At 71.9% G+C, this 25,618-nt stretch carries 24 protein-coding genes; 14 read left to right on the plus strand and 10 right to left on the minus strand.

Annotated elements, in window-relative coordinates; all coding sequences use genetic code 11:
* The first annotated feature begins 188 nt into the window (after window positions 1-188).
* Window positions 189-1,130, plus strand: a complete 942-nt coding sequence (locus tag CcI49_RS31025; RefSeq protein WP_076832456.1) for a hypothetical protein — start codon at window positions 189-191, stop codon at window positions 1,128-1,130.
* Between the two features lie 67 nt (window positions 1,131-1,197).
* On the opposite strand, the gene CcI49_RS31030 is transcribed toward CcI49_RS31025, so the two are convergent.
* Complete coding sequence (locus CcI49_RS31030) at window positions 1,198-2,052, minus strand: glycosyltransferase (RefSeq protein ID WP_076832459.1); 855 nt, start codon at window positions 2,050-2,052, stop codon at window positions 1,198-1,200.
* 185 nt (window positions 2,053-2,237) lie between these two features.
* Between CcI49_RS31030 and CcI49_RS31035 the strand changes: the two genes are divergently transcribed.
* Window positions 2,238-2,897, plus strand: coding sequence for a dihydrofolate reductase family protein (locus CcI49_RS31035; RefSeq protein WP_076832463.1), 660 nt, complete (start codon window positions 2,238-2,240; stop codon window positions 2,895-2,897).
* A gap of 38 nt (window positions 2,898-2,935) precedes the next feature.
* Here CcI49_RS31035 and CcI49_RS31040 read toward each other — a convergent pair whose 3' ends face one another.
* Together CcI49_RS31040 and CcI49_RS31045 are read right to left on the minus strand one after the other, a co-directional pair.
* Window positions 2,936-3,379, minus strand: coding sequence for a PPOX class F420-dependent oxidoreductase (locus CcI49_RS31040; RefSeq protein ID WP_241840340.1), 444 nt, complete (start codon window positions 3,377-3,379; stop codon window positions 2,936-2,938).
* Between the two features lie 162 nt (window positions 3,380-3,541).
* The gene (locus CcI49_RS31045) at window positions 3,542-4,474 is read right to left on the minus strand and encodes an NADP-dependent oxidoreductase (RefSeq protein WP_076832611.1); all 933 of its coding nucleotides are present in this window, start codon (window positions 4,472-4,474) and stop codon (window positions 3,542-3,544) included.
* Between the two features lie 181 nt (window positions 4,475-4,655).
* Here CcI49_RS31045 and CcI49_RS31050 point away from each other — a divergent pair, with 181 nt between their 5' ends.
* From CcI49_RS31050 to CcI49_RS31060, 3 genes are all read left to right on the plus strand, one after another.
* Window positions 4,656-5,612: a helix-turn-helix domain-containing protein gene (locus CcI49_RS31050; RefSeq protein WP_076832614.1), complete on the plus strand. Its 957-nt coding sequence runs from the start codon at window positions 4,656-4,658 to the stop codon at window positions 5,610-5,612.
* Window positions 5,613-6,078: 466 nt separating this feature from the next.
* Entirely contained in the window at window positions 6,079-7,833 is a 1,755-nt protein-coding gene (locus CcI49_RS31055; RefSeq protein ID WP_241840342.1) for a histidine kinase, read from the plus strand.
* Complete coding sequence (locus CcI49_RS31060) at window positions 7,830-8,723, plus strand: response regulator (RefSeq protein WP_347280154.1); 894 nt, start codon at window positions 7,830-7,832, stop codon at window positions 8,721-8,723. The genes CcI49_RS31055 and CcI49_RS31060 overlap by 4 nt, the downstream gene beginning before the upstream one ends.
* Here CcI49_RS31060 and CcI49_RS31065 read toward each other — a convergent pair.
* Window positions 8,609-8,998: a response regulator gene (locus tag CcI49_RS31065; RefSeq protein ID WP_241840343.1), complete on the minus strand. Its 390-nt coding sequence runs from the start codon at window positions 8,996-8,998 to the stop codon at window positions 8,609-8,611. The genes CcI49_RS31060 and CcI49_RS31065 overlap by 115 nt on opposite strands.
* 166 nt (window positions 8,999-9,164) lie before the next feature.
* Between CcI49_RS31065 and CcI49_RS42295 the strand changes: the two genes are divergently transcribed.
* From CcI49_RS42295 to CcI49_RS31105, 8 genes are all read left to right on the plus strand, one after another.
* Window positions 9,165-9,938, plus strand: a complete 774-nt coding sequence (locus CcI49_RS42295; RefSeq protein ID WP_076832478.1) for a hypothetical protein — start codon at window positions 9,165-9,167, stop codon at window positions 9,936-9,938.
* 52 nt (window positions 9,939-9,990) lie between these two features.
* Window positions 9,991-10,764: a hypothetical protein gene (locus CcI49_RS31075; RefSeq protein WP_054568139.1), complete on the plus strand. Its 774-nt coding sequence runs from the start codon at window positions 9,991-9,993 to the stop codon at window positions 10,762-10,764.
* Between the two features lie 37 nt (window positions 10,765-10,801).
* The gene (locus tag CcI49_RS31080) at window positions 10,802-11,683 is read left to right on the plus strand and encodes a vWA domain-containing protein (RefSeq protein ID WP_076832481.1); all 882 of its coding nucleotides are present in this window, start codon (window positions 10,802-10,804) and stop codon (window positions 11,681-11,683) included.
* 10 nt (window positions 11,684-11,693) lie between these two features.
* Complete coding sequence (locus CcI49_RS31085; protein ID WP_076832485.1) at window positions 11,694-12,593, plus strand: hypothetical protein; 900 nt, start codon at window positions 11,694-11,696, stop codon at window positions 12,591-12,593.
* Window positions 12,590-14,200, plus strand: a complete 1,611-nt coding sequence (locus CcI49_RS44265) for a phosphotransferase (protein ID WP_054568142.1) — start codon at window positions 12,590-12,592, stop codon at window positions 14,198-14,200. Before CcI49_RS31085 ends, CcI49_RS44265 begins: the two co-directional genes overlap by 4 nt.
* Before the next feature lie 52 nt (window positions 14,201-14,252).
* Window positions 14,253-18,026, plus strand: a complete 3,774-nt coding sequence (locus CcI49_RS31095; protein WP_076832489.1) for an ATP-binding cassette domain-containing protein — start codon at window positions 14,253-14,255, stop codon at window positions 18,024-18,026.
* Between the two features lie 125 nt (window positions 18,027-18,151).
* Window positions 18,152-18,685 (plus strand): hypothetical protein, encoded by a 534-nt coding sequence (locus tag CcI49_RS31100; RefSeq protein ID WP_241840344.1) that lies wholly within the window; start codon window positions 18,152-18,154, stop codon window positions 18,683-18,685.
* Window positions 18,686-18,722: 37 nt separating this feature from the next.
* The gene (locus tag CcI49_RS31105) at window positions 18,723-19,076 is read left to right on the plus strand and encodes a hypothetical protein (protein WP_054568145.1); all 354 of its coding nucleotides are present in this window, start codon (window positions 18,723-18,725) and stop codon (window positions 19,074-19,076) included.
* Between the two features lie 36 nt (window positions 19,077-19,112).
* Here the strand turns inward: CcI49_RS31105 and CcI49_RS31110 are convergent, their stop codons facing one another.
* Window positions 19,113-20,396: a mechanosensitive ion channel family protein gene (locus CcI49_RS31110; protein WP_054568146.1), complete on the minus strand. Its 1,284-nt coding sequence runs from the start codon at window positions 20,394-20,396 to the stop codon at window positions 19,113-19,115.
* A gap of 147 nt (window positions 20,397-20,543) precedes the next feature.
* Window positions 20,544-21,548 (minus strand): AraC family transcriptional regulator, encoded by a 1,005-nt coding sequence (locus CcI49_RS31115; RefSeq protein WP_076832496.1) that lies wholly within the window; start codon window positions 21,546-21,548, stop codon window positions 20,544-20,546.
* Between the two features lie 192 nt (window positions 21,549-21,740).
* Between CcI49_RS31115 and CcI49_RS31120 the strand changes: the two genes are divergently transcribed.
* A complete protein-coding gene (locus CcI49_RS31120; RefSeq protein WP_054568147.1) occupies window positions 21,741-22,211 on the plus strand; it encodes an anthrone oxygenase family protein in 471 nt (156 codons plus the stop codon).
* Between the two features lie 63 nt (window positions 22,212-22,274).
* Here CcI49_RS31120 and CcI49_RS31125 read toward each other — a convergent pair whose 3' ends face one another.
* The 4 genes from CcI49_RS31125 to CcI49_RS31140 form a co-directional block, all read right to left on the minus strand.
* Window positions 22,275-22,871: an anthrone oxygenase family protein gene (locus CcI49_RS31125; RefSeq protein WP_083473451.1), complete on the minus strand. Its 597-nt coding sequence runs from the start codon at window positions 22,869-22,871 to the stop codon at window positions 22,275-22,277.
* A gap of 13 nt (window positions 22,872-22,884) precedes the next feature.
* Window positions 22,885-23,724 (minus strand): sugar nucleotide-binding protein, encoded by an 840-nt coding sequence (locus CcI49_RS31130; protein WP_235498089.1) that lies wholly within the window; start codon window positions 23,722-23,724, stop codon window positions 22,885-22,887.
* Window positions 23,725-23,908: 184 nt separating this feature from the next.
* Window positions 23,909-24,748: an alpha/beta hydrolase gene (locus CcI49_RS31135; protein ID WP_054568148.1), complete on the minus strand. Its 840-nt coding sequence runs from the start codon at window positions 24,746-24,748 to the stop codon at window positions 23,909-23,911.
* Between the two features lie 137 nt (window positions 24,749-24,885).
* Window positions 24,886-25,605 carry a class I SAM-dependent methyltransferase gene (locus tag CcI49_RS31140; RefSeq protein WP_054568149.1) on the minus strand — a complete coding sequence of 240 codons (720 nt, stop codon included), beginning with the start codon at window positions 25,603-25,605 and terminating at the stop codon, window positions 24,886-24,888.
* Window positions 25,606-25,618: the final 13 nt, after the last annotated feature.

Consider the following 25,618-nt stretch of genomic DNA (forward strand, 5'->3'; position numbering starts at 1 on the left):
GTGAAATGTCCACGCTCCGTTCCAGTGGATGGCCGTCCGGGCAACCCGAGCGATACCTACGGGCAACCCGGTCGACGACTCCGGGAAGAGGGCACTGATCCGCGAATCGTTGTCTTTTCCAGGTAAACCATCCCGGGCTGTGCGGACTCTCCTGTATCGGCGGCAACCTTGCCGCGGAGGAGGAGACAATGACGATGTCCGACCAGACCGGGGTGCGCCCGGCCCAGCAGCCCGCCGCCGGAAGCAGGCGAAGCCCGGAGCCGGATCGGAACGGCCAGGAAGGTCGGCGCAGGCAGCGGGCGCGGCGGGGGTGCCTGGCCTGGCTGACGCTTTTCGCCGTCGCCATCGTGGCGCAGATTCCCGCCCAGACGGCGACCGCCGGCGGGCCAAGGCCCGCACCGACACAGCACCGGCCGCAGGCCGCGATCACCGCCGCCTACACGCAGGCCTTCACCGGCGGCCAGGACCCGGCGTACGCCCTCGCCGCCGTCGAGGACGGGCCGGCGCTGGCCGGCACCCTGCAGCAGGCCATGCAGAACTTCCCGCAGGCCACCAGCACCGCACAGGTGACGGTCAGTGACATCAGGTTCCAGGGGCCTCGCACGGCCGGGCTGCGTTTCCACGTCGTCTACCAGGGCGGCGTCGACTTCGGCGTGCAGAACGGCACCGCGGTGATCAGCGACGGCCGGTGGAAGGTCAGCCGCGAGACCTACTGCACCGTCATGAGCTGGGCCGGGGCCATCTGCCCGGCCAAAGCAGGACGCCAGCCACGGGACGTTGCGGCGGCCCGAAGCGCGGTCCAGCAGGCCTACGCGCAGGCATTCACGAGTGGCCAGGACCCGGCGTACTCCCTCGCCGCGGTCGAGGCGGGCCCATCGCTGGCTGGCACCCTGGAGCAGGCCATTCAGAATTTCCCCACAGCGACGTCGACCGCCACGGTGACCACCCGCGACATCGTCTTCACCGACCCTCGGCATGCGTCGCTGCGTTACGAGATCACCTACCAGGGCGGGGTGACCTTCGGTCTGCAGACCGGCAAGGCCGTGATCAGCGAGGGCCGTTGGAAGGTCAGCCGCGAGACCTACTGCCACGTCATGGGCTGGGCGGGGGCTGTCTGCCCCGCGCCCTGACCTGAGGCCGCAGCGGTACGGCGGCATTGCAGCGGCAGCGGCAGCGGCACGTGCCCGGCCGGCGCACTCAGCGTTTCGTGTAAAGGTGCGCCGGCGGCGGGCCGAAACGCCCGCGGAGAAAGTCGACGATGCCGCGGACACGCCCGTCGGGGTGCCAGTAGGGGCCCCGACGGGCTGGCCTGATCGCACCCGTACCAAGCTGCAACAACGCGATGCAGAGCCGGATGAAGACGTGATAGCGGCCGAAGTGCTCCCGCACCATCAGCAGGGTGTTTCGCAGCTGCAGGTAGTCGATCGCCCCGGAGGGCGAGCCGACATACGGGTTCTTGACCATCGCGCCCCGTACCAGCCCGGATTCCCAGCCGGCGGCGCGTGCCCGCAGCGCCAGGTCGGCTTCCTCGCAGTACGCGAAGTAGCGCTCGTCGAAGATTCCCACCTCGTCGAGGCAGGCCCGCCGGGCGAACATCAGCGTGCCGTGCGGATGCCCGACCGTCTCCCAGCCCACGTCGACGCTGGCGGGCACGAGGATCCCGCCGAGGTAGGCGTCGATGACCGGGGTCGCACCGTCACCGACGTCCGCGCAGGCGAGCCCTGCCCGCGGCCGCTCGGCCAGCACGCCGAGGATGTGGCTCAGGCAGGTCGGTTCGGGCAGTGCGTCGTGCGGCGCGAGCACAACCCAGTCACCCGCGTGCGGGTCGGCGAGGAACCTGCGGTAGCCGATGTTCGCCGCCGGCCCGAATCCCAGGTTGGCGCCGCCGAGCACGACCGTGACGTCGTCGGCCTCGACCGGCGGGATGGTCACCGATCCGTTGTCGACGATCGTGATCGCGACGGGGATGTCCTGCGCGCGGAACGCGTCGATGGTGTCGAGGAGTCGCTCCGGTTGGTCGCGGTGAACGATGACGACCGTAAGAGGCTGCACGAATCAGTGCTACACCGACGGACCGGTGCCGGGAAACAAATACAGAAATTGCCGTCGGGGCGCCTCGTTCCGCCCAAGACCTGTCGCGGTACGCAAGACTCCAGCCACCCAGGGAGATGCAAACCTCCACTGATCTCGCTAGCCTGGCGGCGACCGCTTGCAGATCACCAGCACCAGGAGCAGCGATGTCGGCGGTACGTGTCCACAACTTCGCGATCTCACTCGACGGATTCGCCACCGGCGAGGGCCCGACTTTCGAAGCACCGTTCGGCCACGCCGGCATCCGCCTCCACGAGTGGGCGTTCGCCACCCGGTTCGGCCGGGCCTCGCACGGCCAGCCGGGTGGCAGCACCGGCGTCGACAACGCCTACGCCGAGCGTTTCGGCCCCGGTATCGGTGCCGAGATCATGGGCCGCGGCAAGTTCGGCCCCCAGACCGGCCCGTGGGAGTACCTCGGCACCGACCGGGAATGGCGCGGCTGGTGGGGCCCCAACCCGCCGTTCCACACCCCGGTCTTCGTTCTCACGCACCACCCGAGGCCGTCCATCGAGATGGAGGGCGGCACCGTGTTCCATTTCATCGACGCGGCACCGAAGCAGGCACTCGACCTCGCCCGGGAGGCCGCCGGCGACCTCGACGTGCGCATCGGCGGCGGCCCGACCATCGTGCGTGACTTCCTGGCCGCCAACCTGATCGACTCGATGCACGTCGCGGTGGTCCCGATCCTGCTCGGCCGGGGCACCCGGCTGTGGGACGGCCAGGAGGGCCTCGAGGAGCGCTTCGACATCGAGGCGGTCTCCTCCCCCAGCGGCATCACCCATCTGTCCTTCACCCGCCGCGTCTGATCCCGGGAGCCGGCCGGCCGAGGTCCGCTGCGGGCAGCTCAGCGGCGGACCGCCGCCCAGGGGCCGACCCCGCCGATGCGTTGCACGCGATACCGGACGATGTAGCCGGGGCCTTGGGGCGCCGGGAACCGCGCGTCCGCCGCGACGTAGATTCTGGTCAGGCGATCGAGCAGGCCCCAGGCTTCGTCGCTGGGCTGCACGATGGCCCGCGTGTGCAGCACGGCGTACGGGTTCATGACCACGCCGGGTTCCCGGGGCGCGGCGAAGGACAGCACCGCCCGGGGATCCCGCTCGATGTTGCTTAGCTTCGCGTACCACGACATGTGGCCACTGACCAGATCGTCGCCGTCGAGGCCGATCCAGATGACGGAGACCTGCGGACTCCCGTCCGCGTTGATGGTGCTCAGATGCGCGAGTGGGCCGGTTTCGACCAACTCCCGCAGCTCCCGCGGCAGTGTGTTCATGCCTTCAGCCGTGCTCATACCCTGGCTCCTTCCCGCCGCACCGCTCGCTGCCACGCCGCACCGACTGCTGCCACGCCGCACCGGGCGCTGCTTGCACCCCGGCCGCACCGCCGCCCGCCGCCCCGCGCCGTGATGGCTTCATCCCGGCCGTGGCGGGCCGCCCGGCCCATCGTGCACCGATCATCCGACGGTGAGCACGAGCTTGCCGGTCACCCGGCCGCCGTCGCCCACCGCATGTGCCTTCGCCGCCTCCTCCCACGGGAAGGCGGCTTCGATGACGGGGCGGAGCCGCCGCGTCCGCGCCAGCTCGGCGACCGCGAGCATGCCCGCCTGATCGGCCTCGACCAGCATCAGCCGGTGATGGACACCGCGCCGGGCAGCCTCCTGCGGCATCGGCTGGGTCTCGGTGAGCGCGAGGGACACAAGGACACCACCCGGGCGCAGCGTCCGCAGCGACCTGGTCGTGTAATCGCCACCAATCGGGTCGATGACGACGTCGACTCCCCCGGCTGCCCGCTCGAAGTCCTCATGGTGGTAGTCGATCAGTTCGTCGGCGCCCAGCCCGCGCAGCAGGTCGTGCTTGGCCGCGCTGGCAGTGCCGATCACATACGCGCCGAGCGACTTCGCGATCTGAACCGCGAAATGCCCGACTCCGCCGGCCGCGGCGTGGATCAGCACCCGCTGGCCGGCCCGCACGTCGGCGGTGTCCACCAGGGCCTGGTAGGCGGTCAGCGCCGCCAGCGGAATCGCACCGGCCTGAGCGTGATCGAGCTCCGCCGGCTTGTGGACGAGCACGCGGGCCGGCGCGGTGACGTACTCGGCGCAGGAACCGTGCCCGTACGGGTACGGCAGCATGCCGAACACCTCGTCGCCCACCTCGTGGATGGTCACCCCGAGCCCGACCGCCTCGACCACGCCGGAGACGTCCCAGCCGAGGACGAGCGGAAGCTTCCCGAGGAAGCCCGGCATGGCCCGATGCTTCCAGTCGGTCGGGTTGAGGCCCACCGCCCGCACCCGCACCAGAACCTCGGACGGGCCTGGAACGGGGAGTTCGACCTCGACCAGCCGCAGCCGCTCAGGTCCTCCCAGGCTGTCCTGGCTGATCGCACGCATCATCGCCGTGGCCGTGGCCGTGGCCGTCGCGGTCGCGGTCGGCGTCGCCGGCAACGTGGACGTCGTTGGGGGCGTCGTTGGGGGCGTCGTTGGGGGCGTCGTTGTCGTCATGGCTCCACACTGCTGCCGGCCCCGAGCGCCAAAAAGTGGCCCGAAGGCCGACTTGTGCAAGGATCGGGCCATGCATCAGGTTGCCGTCCTCGCGACGGACGGTGTGATGCCGTTCGAGCTCAGCACGCCGTCCAAGATCTTCGGCAATGCCTGCGACGACGCCGGCCGGCCGCTGTACCGGGTGACCACCTGCACGGTGAGTGGCGGCCCGGTGACGACGGCCGCCGATTTCTCCGTCACCGTCGCAGGCGGCGCGGCGGCGCTGGCAACCGCCGACACCGTCGTCATCCCTCCTGCCGAGGAGATGACCAGGATCACCAGCCGCGATCTCCTGCCTGCCGATCTGGCGAACGCGCTCGGCCAGGTGCGCCCCGACGCCCGGCTGGTCTCGCTCTGCCTGGCGTCGTACGTCCTCGCCGCCGGYGGCCTGCTGGACGGTCTGCGGGCCACCACCCACTGGCGGCATGCGGAGCACCTCCGGCGCTGCTACCCAGCCATCGACGTCGACCCGGGCGTCCTCTTCGTCGACACGGGGCGCATCCTCACCTCCGCCGGTGCGGCCGCGGCAGTCGACCTCTGTCTCCACATCGTCCGCCGCGACCACGGCAGCGGCGTCGCCAACCGGGTGGCCCGCAACAGCGTGGTTCCGCCCTGGCGGGACGGCGGCCAGGCCCAGTACATCGAACGCCCCGTCCCACACACCGCGGACAACGGGACGGCGCCGACCCGCAGCTGGGCCCTCGATCGGCTCGACCAGGCACTGGGGCTCGACGAGCTCGCCGCGCACGCGGGGATGAGCCGGCGGACGTTCACCCGCCGCTTCCGTGCCGAGGTCGGGCAGAGCCCGGGGCAGTGGCTCACCGGGCAGCGGATCGACCTTGCCAGGCAGCTCCTGGAGAACACCGACCTGCCGGTCGACCGCATCGCGGAGCGCGCGGGCTTCGGCACCGCCACCTCCCTGCGCCAGCATCTGCGGGAGGCGATCGCGGTGTCACCGAACGCCTACCGCAGAACCTTCCGCGCCTGACGTCCGCCGCTGTGTGAACAGCGGCCCACCCGTCTCGCCGGGTGCGGGGGCTGTGATCGTCGCCCGGCCATCAGATCGAGGGTCGCCGCGTATGCAGGGCGGCCGAAGTTCTCCTCGTTCTGAACCTTTCCCGTCGACCGGCCGGAAACACCGGGAATCACGCTCACCGACACCCGGACGGGGAAGAATCCACGGTCGCCCGGATACCCGATGCAGACCGATCCTTTCCGTCGTCGGCTCGGTCTGCGGCTTCCCTGCCCGTGGACCGTGAGATGGAGAAGGCTCGCTGAACCAGGCCGCGGTGAGGTGAACGGCACAGCTTTCCGTATGATGGGGCCGGGAGAGTCTCCATTACCGAGCTCCGCGATGTGCGACCGGAGTGAGCGGACCCCTTGTTCGGAGTCACCGTCTCGCGAATAATGATTGGCGTCCTGATCGGTCCGGTGAGTCGGGGGAAGGCTCAGGGGTGGGGAACGGGGGCCGAGATCCCGACAAAAGCCGGCGTGATGGTGGCGGGGTTGGGGTACCGGCACTGGCGGTGGTGGGAGCGGTCTTCGGCGCCACCGCGCTCTGGGTGTCCGACGGCGGCCGGGACCCGGACACGACCACCACCTTCTTCTCCGGTGTCGTCGGCGGCCTTTATCTGCTCACCGGGTCCATCGCGCACCTGCGCCGGCCCGGCCGGCTCGGCCTGCTGATGGTGATGGTCGGTATCGCCTGGTTCGCCGAGGACCTGCAGGTCTCGAGCAATCCCGTCCCGCACACCATCGGGTTGTTCTGCCGGACGGTGGCCTCGGCGAGCCTGGTGCACCTGCTGCTCGCCTTTCCCGACGGACGTCTGCATGGGCGGTCCGAGCGGGCGGTGACCGGTGCCGTTTACGCGACGGTGTTGCTCCTCGTGCCGCTCGGCGTCCCGTTCTACAACTCGATTACACCGAACCTGGTGCTGGTCGCCGACCTGACCCGGCTGCAGGAGAATCTGATCAATGGCACACAGGTCGGCTTCGCCGTCGCCGTGGGCGGGCTGCTGATTCGCCGGTGGTTCGTCGCGACGCCACCGGCCCGCCGCGTGCTGGCACCGGTGTACGGCGTCGGGATCACGGGAGTCGCCGCGTCGCTGTCACAGCCGGGGCTGCCCGGTGAGAGCGCCGAGCTGGTCAACGAGATCGCCCACCTGGCGACGTTGGGTCTGCCGCTGGCCTTCCTCGCCGGTGCGTTACGGATCCGGCTCGGCCGCACCGTCGTGGGTGGCCTCCTGCTCCGGCTGCCGCGGGCGGATCCGGCGGAGCTGCGCGACCTGCTGGCCCACGCGCTCGGCGATCCGACACTGCGGATCGCCTACCCCCACCCGGACGACACAGACGACCCCGGCGCCTCCGATCTCTATGTGGACGCGGCGGGGCGCCCGGTCATCCCCCGGCCGCAGGACGCGGTCACACCGGTCCTGCGCGGTCCGCGGGTGGTCGCCGTACTGCTGCATGATCCGGCGCTGCGCGCCGACCGGCACGTCCTGGAAGCCACCATCGCGGCCGCCGCGCTGGAGCTGGACAACCAGCGGCTCGCCGCGGAGGTGCGTGCGCAGCTCGCGGAGGCTCGGGCCTCCCGGGCCCGCATCGTCACGGCGGCCGACGAGCAGCGCCGCAGGATCGAACGCGACCTGCATGACGGAGCCCAGCAGCAGCTGGTCACGACCGCGCTGATCCTGCGGCTGGCACGGGACCGGCTCGGCCCCGATCCGTCCGATCCGGAGCTGGGGGTCCTGCTGCGGCGGGCCGCCGACGGGCTGGAGGCCTCGGTGTCGGAGCTTCGGGAACTGGCCCGCGGCATCCACCCGGCGGTGCTCACCGAGGCGGGCCTGATGCCCGCGCTGCGGGCGCTCGCGGCCCGGTCCGCGTACCCGGTCGACGTCATCGACGGTCCGGCGCTTCCTCCGCTGCCGGACCAGGTGGCCGCGACCGCCTATTTCGTGGCGGCCGAGGCGGTCACGAACGCCACGAAGCACGCCCACGCCACTCGGGTCCACGTCGGTGTGCGGGTGTCCGCGAACCGGCTGGTCGTCACCGTCGCCGATGACGGCGTCGGCGGCGCGGACCTGGCCGGTGGGACCGGACTGCTCGGGCTGCGCGACCGGGTCGCCGCGATCGAGGGCCGGCTGGTCGTGCGGAGCTCCCCCGGCGACGGCACATCCGTCCACGCCAACCTGCCCCTGGAGATGCCTTGACCCCAGCCATCACCCCAGCTGACCAGCCTGCTCCCGCTCACCGTCCTGCGACGGGCCAGCCCGCCACGAACCAGCCCGCCACGAACCAGCCCGCCACGAACCAGCCCGCCACGAACCAGCCCGGACGATCTTCCTCGTCGGGGCCTCGGGTCGTGCTCGCCGACGACGCGGAGCTGTTCCGGACGGCTCTCGCCGATCTGCTGGAACGCGACGGATGCGTGATCGTCGGCCAGGCCGCGGACGCGGACGGACTGCTCGACGCGGTCGAACGACACCGCCCCGACCTCGCGGTCGTCGACATCAGGATGCCGCCCGGCCACCATCTGGAGGGCCTGCGCGCGGCCGTCAGGCTGCGTCGGCGGCACCCCGGGACGGGAGTGCTGCTGCTGTCCCAGCATCTTGAGGTCACGCATCTCGACGAGTTGGTCGGGCAGTCCGCCCGCGGCGTCGGCTACCTGCTCAAGGACCGGGTCACCGGGCCCGATTTCCTCAGCGCGATCCGCCGGGTGGCCTCCGACGGCTGCGCGTTCGACCCGGAGGTGGTCCCGCTGCTCGCCGGCCAGCGGGGCGGGGCGCGGCGCGGCGAGCTGGCCGCGCTCAGCACGCGGGAGCGGGAGGTCCTCGCGCTGATGGCGCAGGGCCGGTCGAACGGCGCGATCGCCACCGAGCTCCAGCTCACGACGCGGACCGTGGAGACACACGTACGCAACGTGTTCCTGCGGCTCTCACTGCCTGACGAGGCGGAGCACAACCGCCGCGTCCTGGCCGTGCTCGCCTATCTGCGTTCGGCCCCGCGCGCCCGCGCCACGACGAGCGCGAGCGCCTCCGCGGACAGCGTCGACTTGGGGAGGAAGCCGGCGGCGGACGACTGGTCGACCGCGTCTCCGTAGTGCTCGGCGTCGCGTACCGAGCAGAACACAACCGTGGCACCGGGAACGGTGTCCCGCAGCTCGCGGCAGACGGCGAAACCGTCCAGGTCGGGCAGGGCGACGTCGAGCAGCACGACGTCGGGGCTCGCCGCGGGTGCCGCGGCCAACGCCTCGGCCCCTGTCGCGGCGTCACCGACGACCTCGTAGCCACCGCTTTCCAGCAACGCGCGGGCCACCGCCCGGAACGGTGCGCTGTCGTCGACGATGAAGACACGCCCCACCGCCACCCGGTCCACGGCTCGGACGTTAGCACCGCCGCACGCGCCCGGAACTCCGTGCCAGCACTGGGCTGTACCGGTCAAAGAAGCCAGTGGTGGCACAGATGTGCCGGTTTCCGGCCCGCCGGACACTCGTTTCCGTGAAGGCCTTGCGCACCGGCACCGCCGACCCGTTCACCCGCGGGTGACGCCGCCACGCCCGCCGCTGTGGCGGCACCCGGCCCTGGCGCCCGTATACGCGGCGGCGCTGGCGATCGGCTGTGTCGCCCTGGCGAGCCTCGTGGTGGCACCGCACGCCTCGGCCGGTGACGATCCACCGGGTCCGCCGACGGCCCCACCGACGGCCACCGCGCCCGTGACCTCGCCCACCACCAGGGCCGCCGCCAAGCCCGTGACCACCGCGCCGGGGAAGGTGCCCGTGACCGCGGTGGTAACGGTGACGGAGGCGCGCGCCGGGCTCCGGCTCAGTCACCTGGCCGTGCAGATCCGTGAAGGCGCGGTCGTACTGGCCGACGAACGGGCCGACGACCAGGGACAGTGGTCATCCGAGATCACCGCCGGCAGACGCGAGGTCTGCGTCATGTCGGCAGACGCCCCGGTGCGGCTGGCCGGGACGAAGCCCGCGTCCGCGTGCCGGCAGGAGCAGGTCCCGGGCACCCGACCCATCGAGCTGAAGATCGAACCGGCACGGGTGATCGCGCGGGTCACGGGGGGTGGCACCAAGGTCCCCTCCGACAGCTCCGTCACGATTCGCTACGCACAGGACGGCTATTCGGAGGATGGCGCGCTCGATCAGTCCGGGTCGTTCATCCCGAAGCAGCTGCCGCCTGACGCGCGGGTCTGCCTGAGGCTGGTGGACGGCTGGCGGTTCGCCGGCGCCGCGGCACCCGGCGGCGAGCAGTGCCAGGCGATCACCAATCCGGTCGCCGACGTGACGTTCTCGGTGGAGCCGTCATGACGCCGGCCGCCTCATCAGCCCCATCAGGCCCCATGGGAAAGGTGGTGGCCTGGTGACCGCGAAGGCGACGCGGAACTCCCTCGTCCTGCTCCTGGTCGCCGCCGGCGGCGCGTCGCTGGCCGGTTGGGGGCTGCTGTTCCGCGACCGCCCGGGAACCACCACCGCCATGGTGGTGGCCGGCTCCTTCGCCGTGGGTGTGCTGACGTCGGCGCTGCTGGTCCTGCCGCCCGGGTCGGCGCGACGACCGGCCGGGGCGCGGGATGCACGGCTGGGCGAAGGGCCCCGTCGGCCACATCCCGACCAGGCGCCCGGGCGCACCGGGAGCGCGGGCGCACATCGACCGCATCCCGCGGACCGATCCCATCCCACCGACCGGCAACAGCCCACAGCCGACGACCAGTGGGCGCCACCGCGTGGCGGCGGGAAACGTGAGGCGCCGGCCCAGGCCCAGACACCGGCCCAGGCCCAGGCCGTCCTGCTGCCGGTCGAGCGTCCCGGTACCGAGACGACCCGCAGCGGCCAGTGGTGGACCCAGACCGCAACGCCACCGGGCGGGCCCGCGAGCGGCGCCCGGGAACCCGCCGGGAACAGGACCACCCCGGGTACCGAACCGGTCCGACCGGCTCCCCGTGAGATCGCCGAGCTGCGCGAGGCGGCCAGGGTCGTCCAGTGCCCGCGCTGCGGCGCGTTCCGTGTCGACGCCCGGTACGCCGCTACCGGGTTCGCCTTCCGCTGCCGGGTCGACGGGCACAGCTGGTCCTGGCAGCCCGGGACCGCCTGGCCGGTGACCGTCGTGACGAGCCGCCGTCGGAACGGAAACCCATGAATCCCGGACCGCGCTGACGAGAACGGACAGAGCGAGCATGTACGAGCAGACCTTCTCCCGTGCCAACCCGGGTTGCATCGTGTTCCTGCTGGACCGGTCCGACTCGATGAAACAGCCGTGGCAGTCCAGTGGGGGAACCCTCGCCGAGGGCGCCGCCCGCGCGGTGAACAAGATCCTCCTCGATCTGTGCGTGAAGTCGGCGAAGGAGGTGGGCGGCCGGGCCCGGCACTACTTCGACGTCGGCGTCTTCGGCTACGGCGCCTGCCCGGTGACGGGCGGTGAGGGCGTCGAGCCCGCGCTGATCGGCCCGGTGGACGGTCAGCCGATCGTCCCGATCTCGCACGTCTTCGAGAACCCGCTGCGGATCGAGTCGACGCCGCCGCCATCCGGGCCCGGCGCCGTGGCGACGGTGGACCYGGTCGCGGGCTCACGGCTGCCGGTCTGGGTCGAGCCCGTCCACGGCTACCGCACCCCGATGTGCCAGGCGATCGCCAGCGCCGGCGAGCACGTCTTCGAGTGGGCGGCGAGCCATCCCGACTCCTTCCCGCCGATCATCATCAACATCACCGACGGGATGGTCACCGACAGCCCGTTCGACGGCGTCGGCCTGACTGACTGGGCCTCCCGGCTCACCTCGATCGAGACCCACGACGGCCCCGCGCTGCTGTTCAACATCTTCCTGTCGCCGGCGCTCGCGCCCGAGGTGCTGTTCCCGGTCTCCGCGGCCGGGCTGCCCGAGCCGGGCCCCGAGCTGTTCGCGATCTCGAGCACGCTGCCGGCGTCGATGGTCGCGAACGCCCGCGGTGCCCGGATGGAGATCACCGACGGTGCCCGCGGGTTCGTGTTCAACGCGGGCCTCGCGACGCTCGTGTGGTTCCTGGAGATCGGCACCCGGGTCGCCGACCTGCGGGACCGGTGAGGGCGCACCGATGATCGTCGCCCGCTCGGTCTGCTTCGCGCTGGAGAAGCTGGGGAGCACACCCCAGGAATGGGAGGACGCCGCGGCCTGCCACGACGGCGATCCGGCGGTCGGCGTCGCGCCCCGCTACGCGGTCGCGGACGGCGCCACCGAGGCCTACGACGCGATCCRCTGGGTGGACCACCTGGTCACCTCGTTCGTCGCCGGCGCCGGACCGGACCTCACCTCCGAGGGCCTGCGGGCCTGGTTCGAGTACGTCCAACAGCTGTGGGTGGCCGAGTCACCGGCCCGGTTCGCGACGGTGATCGAGGAGCACAAGTTCCGCAGCGAGGGGTCGTTCGCGACGTTCCTCGGCTGCCGTCTCACCGGCCTGGACGGACCACAGGCCCGCTGGGAGGCGGCGGCGCTCGGTGACACGGTGCTGTTCCACATCCGGGGCGGCCGGCTGCTGACCCACTTCCCTCACCTCGACGTCGACGGGTTCGGCCTGTCCCCCGACGGGGTCAGTACCCGTCCGGAGGCGCTCGGCCCGATGCTGCGCGGCCTGGCCCTCGCCCACGGCGAGCTCCGGGTCGGCGACGTCCTGTTCATCGCCACGGACGCACTGGCCCACTGGCTGCTGACCGAGACGGGCGCGGGCGGCACCAGCCGACACGGCAGCGGCACACACGGCACCGGCACGCACAGCACCGGCGCACACGGCACCGGCAGGCACGCCACCGGCGGCCGGGGCACCGGCCGGAAACGGGACGGGCTGTGGGCCGACCTCACCGGTATCGACCACGACGCGACCTTCGCCGCGATCGTCGCCGACCAACGCGCCGCGGGACGGATGCGCAACGACGACGTCACCCTGCTGCGGGTGCAGCTCGTGGCGGCCGAGCCCGACGCGCTGGTGGTGTGCCTGTGACCAGCGCTCGCCAGCCGGCTGTCCGCCACCCGTCGGCGGAGGACTACATCCGCGCGGTTCAGCGGCCGGACCTCGTGTTCGACCATCCCGAGCTGACCGGGGCCCGTTTCGACGTCCATCCGCTGCTGGGCATTCCCGTTCCGGCGTCGGGCAGCACCGCGGTCGTGTTCCGCGCGACGATCGGCGGCGCCACGCACGCGCTGCGGTTCTTCACCCGCGAGGACGCGTCCACCCAGCAGCGTTACACCGCGATCGACGACTGGTTCACCGAACGCGGCCTCGGCCCGGACGTCGCCGCCTGCCGGTGGGTGGACGACGCGATCCTGGTGAACGGGCGCCGCTGGCCGATGGTCCAGATGGACTGGGTGGACGGCCACACCCTCGACCGGCATGTGGAGGAGCTCGTCGAGGCCGACGACCGCGCGGCGCTGCGGACGCTGGCCGACTCGTGGCGGGATCTGCTGCGCCGGCTCCAGGCCGCCCAGTTCGCGCACGGCGACCTGCAGCACGGCAACGTGCTCGTCGACACCGCCGGGCGGCTGCGCCTCGTCGACTTCGACAGCTCGTGGATCGCCCCGTTCACGGGCTCGCCGCCGCCCACGGAAGGCGGGCACCGCAACTACCAGCCCGAGAACCGGCCGTGGGGGCCGTGGATGGACACGTTCCCCGGTCTTGTGATCTACCTGTCGCTGCTGGCGCTCGCCCAGGAACCGGACCAGTGGGAGCGGTTCAACGACGGCGAGAACCTGCTCCTGGGCCGCCGCGACTTCCAGCCGCCGCACCAGACCGAGGCCTGGTCCTGGCTGGCCGAGCTGCGCGACCCGCAGATCGACCAGCTCGCGGCCAGGCTGCGATCCTGCTGCGCGGCAGGCTGGACGGCAACCGGCGACCTCGAGGATCTGATCACGGGCTCGGTGCCCTGGTGGACGCGCACCAGCAGCCGCGTCGTACCCACCGCGCCGGCCGAGCCCGCGGCGACCGCGACCAGCTCCACACCCGACCCGGCGACACCGCCGGCCGGGCCGGTGCCCACACCGTCCAGGCCCACCGCCAGACCGTCCAGGCCAGCCGCCAACGCGTCCAGGTCAGCCACCAAGCCAACCGGGCCAGCTACCAGACCAACCGGGCCGAGTGCCAAGCCATCCGGACCAGCTGCCAAGCCGTCCGGACCGGCGAGGACATCGACGGGGCAGCGCCGCCGCCGGGGTACGCAGACAGGTACCCGGCCGGCGGAGGCAACCGCCTGGTGGCAGCAGTCATCCGGCTCCGAGGGAGCGGCCGCGGCCGGACCGGGCCGGGGCTCGGCACCAGCTCCTTCCACACCGGTGCGGCCGACGCCCGCGCACCCGATGCCGACAAACCCGGCGCCGGCAGCGGCGGCTGGCCGCGGGCGGGTGCGGCGCAACCTGAGCGCCGTTGCCGTGGCCGTGCTTACCTGGCTGGCCGCCACCATCGCGATCACCCTCGCGATCGTCCAGGGTGAGGACGCGCGGCCGGCGATCGCGAACGTCAGCGCACTGATTGCTCTCCTGCCGGCGGTCCTCGTCGGCGTCCTCTGGGCACGGTGGCGGCGACGCCGCCGTAAGCAGCCCGGGAACCCGCGATAGCGACGTCCGAGCACGGGCGAGACCTCGCACGGCGACCACCGGAGAAGGCGGTATGACAGAGCGGATGTTCGGCCCCTACCGCATCGAGGCCCGACTGGGCCGCGGCGGTATGGGCGAGGTCTACCGGGCGTACGACACCGCCCAGCAACGTCTGGTGGCACTCAAGCTCCTGCTCCCCAGCCTGGCCGAAGATCCGCACTACATCGAGCGGTTTCGCCGGGAATCCGCGACGGTGGCCCAGCTGCGTGAGCCGCATGTGATCCCGATCCACCGTTACGGCGAGATCGACGGCCAGCTGTACATCGACATGCGTCTCGTCGAGGGCGCCGACCTGGGCACGGTGCTGCGGGCCGGTCCGCTCGACCTGCGGACGGCCGGCAACGTCATCGAGCAGATCGCCGCCGCGCTGGACGCCGCACACGCCGACGGCCTGATCCACCGCGACGTGAAGCCGTCCAATGTGCTCTGCGCGGGCCGGGGGCGGCCGACCGACTTCGTCTACCTCGTCGACTTCGGCATCGCCCGTTCGGTCCACGGCACCGACCTCACGACGGTCGGGGCCGCGATCGGCTCGATCGACTACATGGCACCCGAGCGCTTCGGCACCGGGCCCGTCGACCACCGGGTGGACGTCTACTCCCTGGCCTGCCTGCTGTTCCAGTGCCTCACCAGGCGCCGGCCGTTCGCCTCCGCCGAACGGCTGGCGGTGGTACGAGCACATCTGGAGGATCCGCCGCCGATCCTGTCCGCGGTGCGGCCGGACGCTCCGGCGGCACTCGACGCCGTCATCGCGCGCGGCATGGCGAAGGATCCTGCGGAGCGGTATCCGTCCACTGCTGCCTTCGCGGCGGCGGCCCAGGCCGCCATCATCGGCGCCGCCCCGAGCACCCCGAGCAGTCCAAGCAGTCCAAGCGCTCCGAGCAGTCCAAACGCCCCCAGCAGATCAGGTACCCCGAGCGCGGCCGGWACCCCGGCGGCGCCAGCGGCTTCGAACCCGCCGCCTGCCAGCCCCGCGCCGCGGGCCAAGTGGTGGGCGCAGACCCCCGGCGCTCCCGCGGCGGCATCGCCCGTATCGCAGCCCAGCCCGCCGCAGCCACAGCAGCCACCACCACAGCAAGCACCGTCACAGCAGCCACCGTCACAGCAGCCACAGCAGGCGGCCCAGCCGTCAACACAACCGATGCGGCCGCCGTCCCAGCCAGCGGCGCCGGCGGCAGCGGCACAACCATCACCGCCGGCACCGGCGTCATCCCCCGCGCCCGCCGGCAAGTGGTGGCAGGCGGCGAGCGCCCCGCCCACCCCCGTGCAAGCACCGGCACCGCCGCCCACAACCCCACCGCCCATCGCGGCGCCACCGCCGTCCACAACCCCACCGCCGTCCGCAGCGCCACCGCCATCCACAACCCCACCGCCGTCCGCAGCGCCACCGGAATCCGCGCAGGCTTCGGCTTCGCCCACCGCGGCGCCCGGCGTTCCCGGGCCGCCGCCCGGATCCGCCGCCGCCGCGGYGTTCGGAGCCGGGCGCTACCGAGCGGCCCAGCCCCCGCCCACCGCCCGGCTCGGTGCCGGCCAGCCCACCGTCACCGCTCTGCCAGGCGGCGGCCAGCAGACGCCAGCCGCTCGACCGGGCAGCAGCCAGGCAGGCGGCGGCCAGGCGACGACGACCATCGGGCCGGGTGCCGCCCGCCCCACCCCGAGCTCCCGACCTGGCGGCGGCCGGTCGTCCGGGAGTCCGTCCGCCGGTTCGGTGGCTGGAGGGCAGTGGTGGGAGCACCGAGCCACGGCGCTGCATCCGATGACCACCGCTTCCGTCGTCATCGGCCGCGCGCCCGAATGCGACGTGGTGCTCGGCGACCCGCTGGTGTCACGCCGGCATGCGGAACTGCGCCGAACCGGCACCGAATGGAAGATCGTCGACCTCGGCAGCTGGAACGGGACCTTCGTCAACGGTCGCCGGATCGGGCAGCAGGCCCCGCTCGCCGCCGGGGACATCGTCGGCATCGGCCACGCCCTGCTGCACCTGCAGAACGGCACGCTTGTCGAGTACGTCGACGAAGGCGACATCTCGTTCGAGGCTGACGGGCTGACCGTCACCCGCTCCGGGCGGCGGCTGCTCGACGATGTCGGTTTCGCGCTGCCGCAGCGCAGCCTGCTGGCGGTGGTCGGGCCGAGCGGCGCCGGAAAGTCGACACTGCTCGGTGCGCTGACCGGGCAGCGGCCCGCCGACTCCGGCGAGGTCCGCTACGCCGGCCGTGATCTCTACGCCTCCTATGACGAGCTGCGCCAGCGCATCGGGCTCGTCCCGCAGGACGACATCCTGCACCCGCAGCTGACCGTCCGCCGGGCCCTGCGGTACGCGGCCGAACTGCGGTTCCCCGCGGACACAGGTTCCGCGGAGCGCCGCGCGCGCGTCGACGAGGTGATCGACGAGCTGGGGCTGACCGACCATGCCGAGCAGCGGATCAGCACGCTCTCCGGCGGGCAGCGCAAGCGCACCAGCGTGGCGCTGGAGCTGCTCACCCGCCCGTCGCTGCTCTTCCTCGACGAGCCGACGTCCGGGCTGGATCCCGGCATGGACAAGTCCGTCATGCAGACCCTGCGCACGCTGGCCGACGACGGCCGCACGGTGGTCGTCGTCACCCATTCGCCGGCGCAGCTCGACCTGTGCGACCGGCTGCTGGTGCTCGCCTCGGGCGGCCGGCTGGCCTATTTCGGCCCGCCCGACGAGGCGCTCGAATACTTCGGTCAGCAGGACTTCGCCGACATGTTCCTGCTGCTCGACCGCTCGCGGGACGTCGACTGGACGGCCCGTTTCCAGGCCTCGCCCCAGTACGCGAAGTACGGCGCACCGCGCGGCACGGCGCCTTCCGCGGCGCCGCAGCCAGGCGGCCCCGCCGGCCCGGCCAGCCCGGCCCGGGTCGCGCCGGATGCGCCGCCGCGCCAGCAGCCGGCCGTGCGCCAGTTCGCCGTGCTTGCTCGCCGCTATCTGGCGGTGATCGCGGCCGATCGGGCCTACGCGGTGTTCCTGCTGGCACTGCCGTTGGTCCTGAGCCTGTTCGCCCAGCTGCTGCCGGGCGGGCACGGGCTGTCCTGGCACCATCGGCAGACCGGCGCCGACCGTGAAAGCGACATCTCGCCGCTGATGCTCGTGCTCATCCTCGGCTGCGCGTTCACCGGGTTCGCCGGCGCGTTCCGCGAGCTGGTCAAGGAACGGTCGGTCTTCAACCGGGAACAGGCGATCGGGCTCTCCCGCGGTGCCTATCTCTGGTCGAAACTGGCCGTGCTCGGCGCGATCAGCGGCCTGCAGGCGGTGATCCTCGCCGTGGCCGGCCTGGCCGGCAAGCCGCTGCCGGACGCCCCACCGGCACTCGGCGGTGGCCTGACCGAGGTCGTCATCGCCATGGTCGCGGTCGCGCTGGCGGCGATGGCGCAGGGCCTGCTGGTCTCCGCGATGATCGGTAACGCCGACCGGGGCATGCCGATCCTGGTGGTCGTGCTGCTGCTGCAGCTGCTGCTGTGCGGACTGATCATCCCGTTGGACCATCGGCCGCCGCTGGAACAGCTCGCCTATCTCATGCCGGCCCGGTGGGGCTTCGCGATGCTCGCGGCGACGACCGGCTACCGGCAGACCCCGTCCGACCCTGATATCGACGCGCTGTGGACGTCCGACGCCGGTACCTGGGCACTCGACCTCGCCGCCCTCCTGCTGCTCACCGCCGCCGTCGCGGCGACGATCTGGCCCGTGCTGCGCCGCGGGTCGGCACCGCCGCGGCGCCGGGGATCGGCACCACGGCGGCGACTCGGGCGGCGACTCGGGCGGCGATGAGCCCACTCTGCCGGCCGAGCCGTTCGCCGAACCCACGGCGGCATGTTCGGACGCGTGACGGCGGAGCCACCAACGGGCCGTGGGCGCCATGGAGCACCGACGACATCCAAGCTAGTGTGGATGTCGTGAGCGTGGCCTACGAGGAAGTCCCGTTCAGCGAGCTGCTCCACCACCCGGCGGCGACCGCCAAGCGGCTGGACGAGGTGCGGGCCCTGCGGTTGCGCCGCCGCGGCGCGACGGATCTCGCCCTGATGCGCGTCGACCAGATGGAGCGGGACTCCGTCGTGGTGGACTTCGCGACCAGCATGCTCGCCGGCCTGATCCGCACCGGGAACACCGCCGCGCTGCGGCAGGCGCTGCCCGACGCGCTGCCCTGGACGATCTTCCTGCCGCCCGAGGACGTCGACACCTTCTTCACCGAGCTGATCGAGACAGCACGCGGCGCGATGGCGCTGAACACGCTGGCTCCCATCGCCGCCCTACTGGGTCAGTGGCGGCACAGCGCCGAGATCCACGCCGACCCGGACCTGTATACGATGTTGACCCGCGAGCCCGACGGCGACCTCGGGCCCGCCCCACGCCCGTCCGGTACATCCGGTGCGTCCGGTGCGTCCGGCCCGACCGGTTCGACCGGCGCCTCCGGAGCACGTGGGGGCTGACACCGGGAAACGCCGAAGCGTTGCTGAAAAAGGCTGGATGAGCCCGAAGCGAGGAGAGCGCGCCGCCCCACCGCCCAGCGGGGGTGAGTACGACATCCGTTTCGCATCCAACAATGCCGCCGAGGGCTGGGAGCAGCTCGCCGGGCAGGCGCCGAACAACCTGCGCCGGGCCTTCGACGCCATCAGGTCCAGGCCGCGCTCCCGGGACGCGCCGGACCGCCAGCACCGCCTGAAAGGATCCCTCGGCACCGCGGTCTTCAAGGGCCAGCCGCTCGAACGCTGGCAGTACGAGGTGACCACCGGCGGACGAATCTGGTATCTCGTCGACGACGCGAGCCGCACGGTCTGGGTGATCCACGCCGGAACAGGCCACCCCAAAGCCACGGACTGAAGCACGGACTGAGGCGCAGAACCACCGGCCTCGGGTTCAGCGCTCCGTCATGCCTGCCGACACCGGGTCCGCGGCTCGGCGGCCCTCGCCGGGCCCCGAATCCGAGGTGACCGGGGCGGTGGAGGCGTCGACGGGATGCTCGCCGGTTTCGCTGAAGGCGCGCGAACGTTCCTCGGCCTCGGCGCTGCCGGTGAACAGGCGGGCGTCGGCGAGCAGCTCGGGCTGCTCCTTCTCCAGCTTCACCCGGTCCGGGGACGGGGTGCGGTCGATCTCGACCCTGGTGCGCGGCAGTGCCGGCACATGGTTGCGGCGCAGCCAGCCCACCAGCGCCTCGCGAACGTGGCAGCGCAGGTCGAAGGTCGTCGGCCCGTCCTTTCCGCTGACCAGAACCCGGATCCGCACCTGGTCGCCGACCGCGTCGGTGACCTGCAGGACGCTGACCCGACCGTCCCACAGCTCGGTGTTCTCCACGATGCGGTGCATCTCGGCCCGCATGTCGGTGACGGGCACCGACCAGTCCAGATCGAACTCGACCGCGCCGAGGACGGCGGATTCCTTGCGGGTCCAGTTCTGGAACGGGTTCGTCGTGAAATAGGTCGACGGGAGAATCATCCGGCGGTCATCCCAGATGTGCACGACCACATAGGTGAGCGTGATCTCCTCGATGCGCCCCCACTCGTCCTCGACGACGACCACGTCGTCGACCCGGATCGCGTCGGTGAACGCGAGCTGCAGGCCGGCGAAGACGTTCGCGAGCGAGGTCTGCGCCGCCAGGCCGGCGATGATGCCGACGACGCCGGCGGAGGCCACGATGCTCGCCCCGGCGACGCGGACGCTGGGGAACGTCATCAACATCGACGCGGTCGCGATGACCGCGATGACCAGCACGGTGATCCGCCGCAGCAGGGTCACCTGGGTCCGGATCCGGCGGGCATGGCGGTTGTCGGCGATGTCCATCCGGTAGCGGGCCAGCGCCAGATCCTCGACGACGAAGGCGAGCACGCCGATGATCCAGGCCACGGCGGCGATCAGGGCGAGGCCGAGCACACGCACCGTCGGCGGCGTCCACGGCTGCTCCGCCGCCGCGTTCGCGGCCGTGAGCAGGGCGATGAGGACGAACGCGAAGCGGGTGGGCCGGCGTCCGCGTTCGGCGAGGTCGTGGACGATCTGCGAGTGCCGGCCGATCCGGCGCAGGCCCTGGTGCAGTAGCAGGGCTGCCAGGTAGCCGACGACGCCAGCCCCAACCATGATCACCAGCACGGCCAGGCCGGAGTCCAGAGTGTCGAGGTCGGCGAACGCAGGCGCGGATCCATGGATCACAGGCAATACTCCTTGCGATGCGGGCTTTTCCAGGCCACGCCCCGGTATGCCCGCCTCCGCCCGGGTAACGCCCGGTTGTGGCGAACGCCCGGTTGCGGCGAACGCCCGCACCGCCCGGGCGACCCCCGCACACCCGGCCGGGAGACCTCAGACCACCAGCGAATCCGCACCCGGCACGTCCACGCCCACGCCCACGCCCACGCCCGGGGATTGCGCCGGACGGTCCGCCCGCCGGTGTTCCTGGGGGCTGACCCCGCGAACCCGCTTGAACGCGGCGCTCAGCGCGAACGCACTGCCGTACCCGACCTGCCGGGCCACCGCGGCCACCGTCGCATCGGTCGTGCGCAACAGGTCGGCGGCCACGTCGAGCCGCCAGTTCGTCAGATAGGTCATCGGCCCCTCGCCGACCAGCGCGTTGAACCTGCGGGCCAGTGCCGCCCGCGACACCCCGACCCTGGCGGCCAGGGCGGCGACCGTCCACGGAAACGCCGGTTCGGCGTGCAGCAGGCGGATCGCCGGCCCGACCACCGGATCATGCTGGGCCCGGTACCAGCCGACGTCCGGCGCGTCGGCGCTGGAAAGCCAGTGGCGCAACACGCTCACCAGCAACAGGTCGAGCAGCCGGTCGAGGATGAGCTCCTGCCCCGGCTCATCCCGGGCGACCTCCCGCCCGAGCAGTTCGACGAAGGGTGCGTCGGCGGGTGTGGTGGTGCGGGTCAGCACCGGTGGCAGCAGCCTGAGCAGGCGGCGGTGCACATCACCGTCCAGCTGGTATGTCCCGCTGAGCATGACCGTCGCGTTCGGGCCGGCCTCGCCCCAGGTCCGCACGCCCAGCCGCATCGCGTCGGCCAGGTCGTCGCCCTGCGGTGTGCTGCAGCGCTGGCCGGGATGGATGACGACCCGCACGTCCCGCCCCGGCTCGTCGGCCATCGTGTAGCAGTCGGGGCCGCGCAGGACCGCCGCGTCACCCGGCTCCAGCCGCACCGGCGCACCGTCGTCGGGCAGGAGCCAGGCGTGGCCACGGATCAGTGCAACCAGGGTCAACGGCGCCCGGTCCTCGATCCGCAGCGACCACGGCGGGCTCAGGATCGACCGGAGCACGAACGCCCCGCGGGCCCTGGGCTGGTCCAGCAGCTCGGCGAGTGCGTCCACACCTGCGATCGTAGATGCTTTCGTATGAATTCGAGCCGTCCACGCATTGCTCCACGGGGACCGAGATCAATAGCGTGGACGGAAAGGGACGGCGAACAGAATCGCGGGCAGACCGGCAGGCCGGCAGACCGGGCAAACAGATGACCGGCGGACGAGAGAACAGGGCGCGGCGCCGCCCTGGCAGGGGGAAAAATGTCCGAAGCGGCACTGATTGCGGCCGTGGTGACCACCGGATTGATGTCCGGGATCTTTCTCGGATTCTCGACGGCGGTGATGCCCGCGCTGGCCCGGGTTGATGACCGGGCATTCGTCGACGTCATGCGGGCTGTCAACGCCGCCATCCAGAACGGCGTCTTTGCCCTGGTCCTCCTCGGCGCCCTGGCCAGTACCGGCGTCGCGACCTGGCGGTATGCCGGCCACGACGACGTTCTTCCGTGGGTCGCGGCCGGCTTCGCCGGCTATCTGGTCACCCTGGCCATCACCTTCCGGGCCAACATCCCGCTGAACAACAGGCTCGATCGGACGGGGCCGGCCGAGGACGAGGACGTCCAAGATCTCCGCGCGGGCTTCGAACGCTCCTGGGTCCGCTGGCACCACCTCCGGACCCTTGCCTGTGTGTTCGCGTTCGGCTGCCTCTGCGCCGCCCTGCTCACCGCGGCCTGACCACGTCTGACCAGGTCAGGGGCACAAACCCGATCCGGCTCGCACCGGCCGGCGCCAGGTGGGTCAGTCCGGCGGCGACGGCCCGCCCCGGCCGTGCAGCACCAGGGCCCGGGTGAGGAAGGCCAGGGCCGCGGTGCAGGTCAGCGTGCGCAGGATGTTGACGGCGACCCAGGTGCTCTCGAAGTCGCCCCGCACGGCGGCGAGATCCCTGATGGTGCCCGGATCGCCGGCGGCGGCAAGCTCCTCGTTCAGCGGCACCTCGACGGCCATGGTCAGCAGCAGCGTCAGGCAGTAGCAGGCGAGTGCCGCCACGGTCCACGTCACGACCGCACGCCGGCGGAGCCGGAACTGCAGCACCGCCGCGGCGGCGGGGGCCAGCAACGCCCCGGCGAGGACCAGGCCGAAGGCGGGGTTCTCGATGGCCGTGTTGATGTTCTGCATCGCCGTCACGAAGGTGTGGTCGTCCGAGGCCGCGAGCCCCGGCATCACCGAGATGTCGAAGCCCCAGAACAGGCCGGCCATCAGCCCCGTCAGAACGGCGGACACCCCGAGCGCGGCGCCGGCCGTGCGGCCGCGCCCTGATATCCCGGGCGGCACCGGAGCGGGCGACAGCGGCGCCGGAGAAGGAGGCGGAAAGGAATGGCCGGGTGCGACGGACATCGGCGTTCCCCCCTCAGAGCGACCGGTCCCAGGCTCCGGACGCCGCCGTGTTCCGGGCGTAGTCAGCGAAGTCCCGGGGCTCCCGGCCCAGCACGCGGCGCACGCCGTCGGTCAGGCTCGCGTTGCGTCCGTCGAGGATCCTGGCGAACAGTTCGAGCAGGTCGAGCGGCAGGCCGTACTCCGTCAGCACCGCGGCGTACTGCTCGCTGGTCTGCGGCACGTACCGGATCTCCCGGCCCAGCGCCTGGCCGAGCTCCTTGGCGACATCGTGGAAGGTGAGCAGCCGCGGCCCGGTCACCTCGTACACCTCGCCGGCGTGGCCGTCGCCGGTCAGCGCGGCGACGGCCACCTCGGCGATGTCGTCGGCGTCGACGAAGGGCTCCGCGGCGTCGCCCGCCGGCAGCGCGATCTCACCGGCCCGCACCGAGTCCAGCAGGAAGTCCTCGTGGAAGTTCTGGTTGAACCAGGACGCCCGGATGACGGTCACCTCGGCTCCGGACGCCCGCACGGCCTGCTCACCGGCCAGCGCACCTTCCTCCCCGCGCCCCGAGAGCAGGACCAGCCGGTTCACTCCAAGGTTCACCGCGAGCCTGGCGAACGCGCCGACGGTCTCGGCGGCGCCGCGGAACCCCAGGTCGGGGACGAAGCAGAGGTAGGCCGCGCGGGCCCCCTGCAGCGCGGGGTGCCAGGTGCTCTGGTCCTCCCAGTCGAACCGGATCGGCGTGCTGCGGGAGACCGCACGCACCGGCTCGCCGGCGGCGGTCAGCCGCGCGGCGACCCGGCGGCCGGTCTTCCCCGAGGCGACGGTCACGAGGACGGGCTTGGCGGGGTTGCTCTGCGTGTGAATGGTCACGACGTTCAGTCAAGTCCGCGGTGCCGGGACGGACCATAGCCGAACGGCTCAACCACATGTCCGCCCGTCCAGGGCAGGCCGGCGGACCGGCAGAGCGGCGGACCGGCCGGCCGCGGTCAGCGCCGGCCGGCCCCCGCACACGAAACGGCCGCCGTCCTGCGGCAGGACGCGCCCGAGCCGTCGGTCAGATGAAACGCCGGACGAAGCCCAGGGCGGTGTCACAGACCTCGCGCCAGCCGGCGTCGATGGTGAGGGAGTGGCCGCGGTTCGGGATCTCGGTGATCTCGGTGACGGCGTCCTTGTTGTGTTCCTGCTTCTTGAAGGCGGCGTTGGTGATCGCCCAGGGCACCGTGTGGTCCTTCTCGCCCGAGATGAGCAGCAGCGGCCCACGCTCGGGGTTCTCCGTGTCGACCTTGACCTCGGACCACGGGTTGAAGTTGGCGACGGCGGCCTGGAAGAGCGGCTTGCCGGGTGCCGGAACGGCGAAGGTGTCGTAGAGCTGCTGGGCCTCGTCCTCGCTGACGGCGTTCGCGAAGGCGTAGCGGAACTGGTCATAGGTGAGCGGCACGGCGCGGTGGACGTTGGCCGGGTTCCCGAGCACCGGGGCCGAGGAGCGCAACGTGGAGATCGGCAGCGGCAGGACACCCTGGAACGGTGCCGGGTCGACCGCGACGGTGGCTGCAGACAGCCCTCGGCCGGCCAGGATCTGCGCGAACAGCCCGCCGAAGGAGTGCCCGATCACGACCGGCTTCTTGTCCAGGCGGCCGATGATGTCGGCGAAGTGGTCCGCGACCTGGCCGACGGTCTTGCCGGCGAACACCTCGGGATGGGCGTTCGCCTCGGCGACGGTCTCCGGATCGTCGGGCCAGCCGGCCAGGACGGGCGCGAAGCCGGCTTCGGTGAACACCTCCGCCCACCGCTCCCAGCTGCTGGGCAGCAGCCAAAGCCCGTGGACGAACACGACCGGCGTGCGCCCGGAGGCGTTGGCCTCTTCGATCTGCTGAACGTCGTGCTCGCTGGGCATCGCGGGTGGCTCCTTCTGGTCGGCGGCATCCTCATCCTGGCCGAACCACCCCCGAGAATCCGGTGACCTGGAAACTCACCGATCGCGGGGGTTGAGGCGGGGGCCGGCGGAACGGAACGGAGGCCGGACCGCGCCGATCAGGACACGTCGAGTCGACGCGGTTCGGACGCGACGAACGTCGCCACCCCGCCGATGATCTCCACCCGGTGGGTGGCGAACACGGCCTCCAACGCCCGGTCCAGGGCTCCCACCTGGTCTTCGGTGTTGTGAAAGATCCCCTTCTGGTTGTAGAAGCCGAGCAGTTTCCGCGCCGGCGCGGACAGCTTGGCGGCGTCGGCGAGGATCGTCGATCCGAACAACACCGCACCCGGCCCCATGGTCGGCCGGATCGCCGCCAGCAGCTTTTCCGCCTTGACGTCGAGCGAGCCGGGCATGCAGTGCAGAAGGTAGTTCACGCCGACCGAGTCGAACGGGGCGCCCGGCAGGGTGCCCACCGGCTCGAGCGCATTGCGGACGGCGGTCAGCGGCGCGAGCCTGCCGATCCTGGCCGAAGCCGTCCGCAGGGAGTTCTCGTTGAGATCCACCAGGGTCACGGCGGGGTTCGGTGTGGGCCACCGTGCCTTGTCGAGGTAATAGCCGGTGCCGACACCGATATCCAGGTGCCGGGCGCTGACGTGGTCGTCGTACAGGCGGCGCAGCCGCTTCGTCGGGCAACGCCAGACAAAGCTGTTGGAAATTCCGAGCACCCCGATGTCGTAGGCGGCCAGAACCCACCGGTTGTAGGCCGCCTGACCGGCAACGACGTCATCGGAGAGGTCTCCGGAACCAGCCGCACCACCTGAAGTAGCAGATGCCATACGGCCAGTCTCT

It is taken from the genome of Frankia sp. CcI49, assembly GCF_001983215.1.
GTDB lineage: Bacteria > Actinomycetota > Actinomycetes > Frankiales > Frankiaceae > Parafrankia > Parafrankia irregularis.

What these genes read in the sequence shown, in the direction of transcription:
- CcI49_RS31025 (WP_076832456.1), top strand. Translation starts at nt 189, where the DNA reads ATGACGATGTCCGACCAGACCGGGGTGCGCCCGGCCCAGCAGCCCGCC.
- CcI49_RS31035 (WP_076832463.1), top strand. Translation starts at nt 2,238, where the DNA reads ATGTCGGCGGTACGTGTCCACAACTTCGCGATCTCACTCGACGGATTC.
- CcI49_RS31040 (WP_241840340.1), bottom strand. Translation starts at nt 3,379, where the DNA reads ATGAGCACGGCTGAAGGCATGAACACACTGCCGCGGGAGCTGCGGGAG.
- CcI49_RS31045 (WP_076832611.1), bottom strand. Translation starts at nt 4,474, where the DNA reads ATGCGTGCGATCAGCCAGGACAGCCTGGGAGGACCTGAGCGGCTGCGG.
- CcI49_RS31105 (WP_054568145.1), top strand. Translation starts at nt 18,723, where the DNA reads ATGAGCCCGAAGCGAGGAGAGCGCGCCGCCCCACCGCCCAGCGGGGGT.
- CcI49_RS31120 (WP_054568147.1), top strand. Translation starts at nt 21,741, where the DNA reads ATGTCCGAAGCGGCACTGATTGCGGCCGTGGTGACCACCGGATTGATG.
- CcI49_RS31125 (WP_083473451.1), bottom strand. Translation starts at nt 22,871, where the DNA reads ATGTCCGTCGCACCCGGCCATTCCTTTCCGCCTCCTTCTCCGGCGCCG.
- CcI49_RS31135 (WP_054568148.1), bottom strand. Translation starts at nt 24,748, where the DNA reads ATGCCCAGCGAGCACGACGTTCAGCAGATCGAAGAGGCCAACGCCTCC.
- CcI49_RS31140 (WP_054568149.1), bottom strand. Translation starts at nt 25,605, where the DNA reads ATGGCATCTGCTACTTCAGGTGGTGCGGCTGGTTCCGGAGACCTCTCC.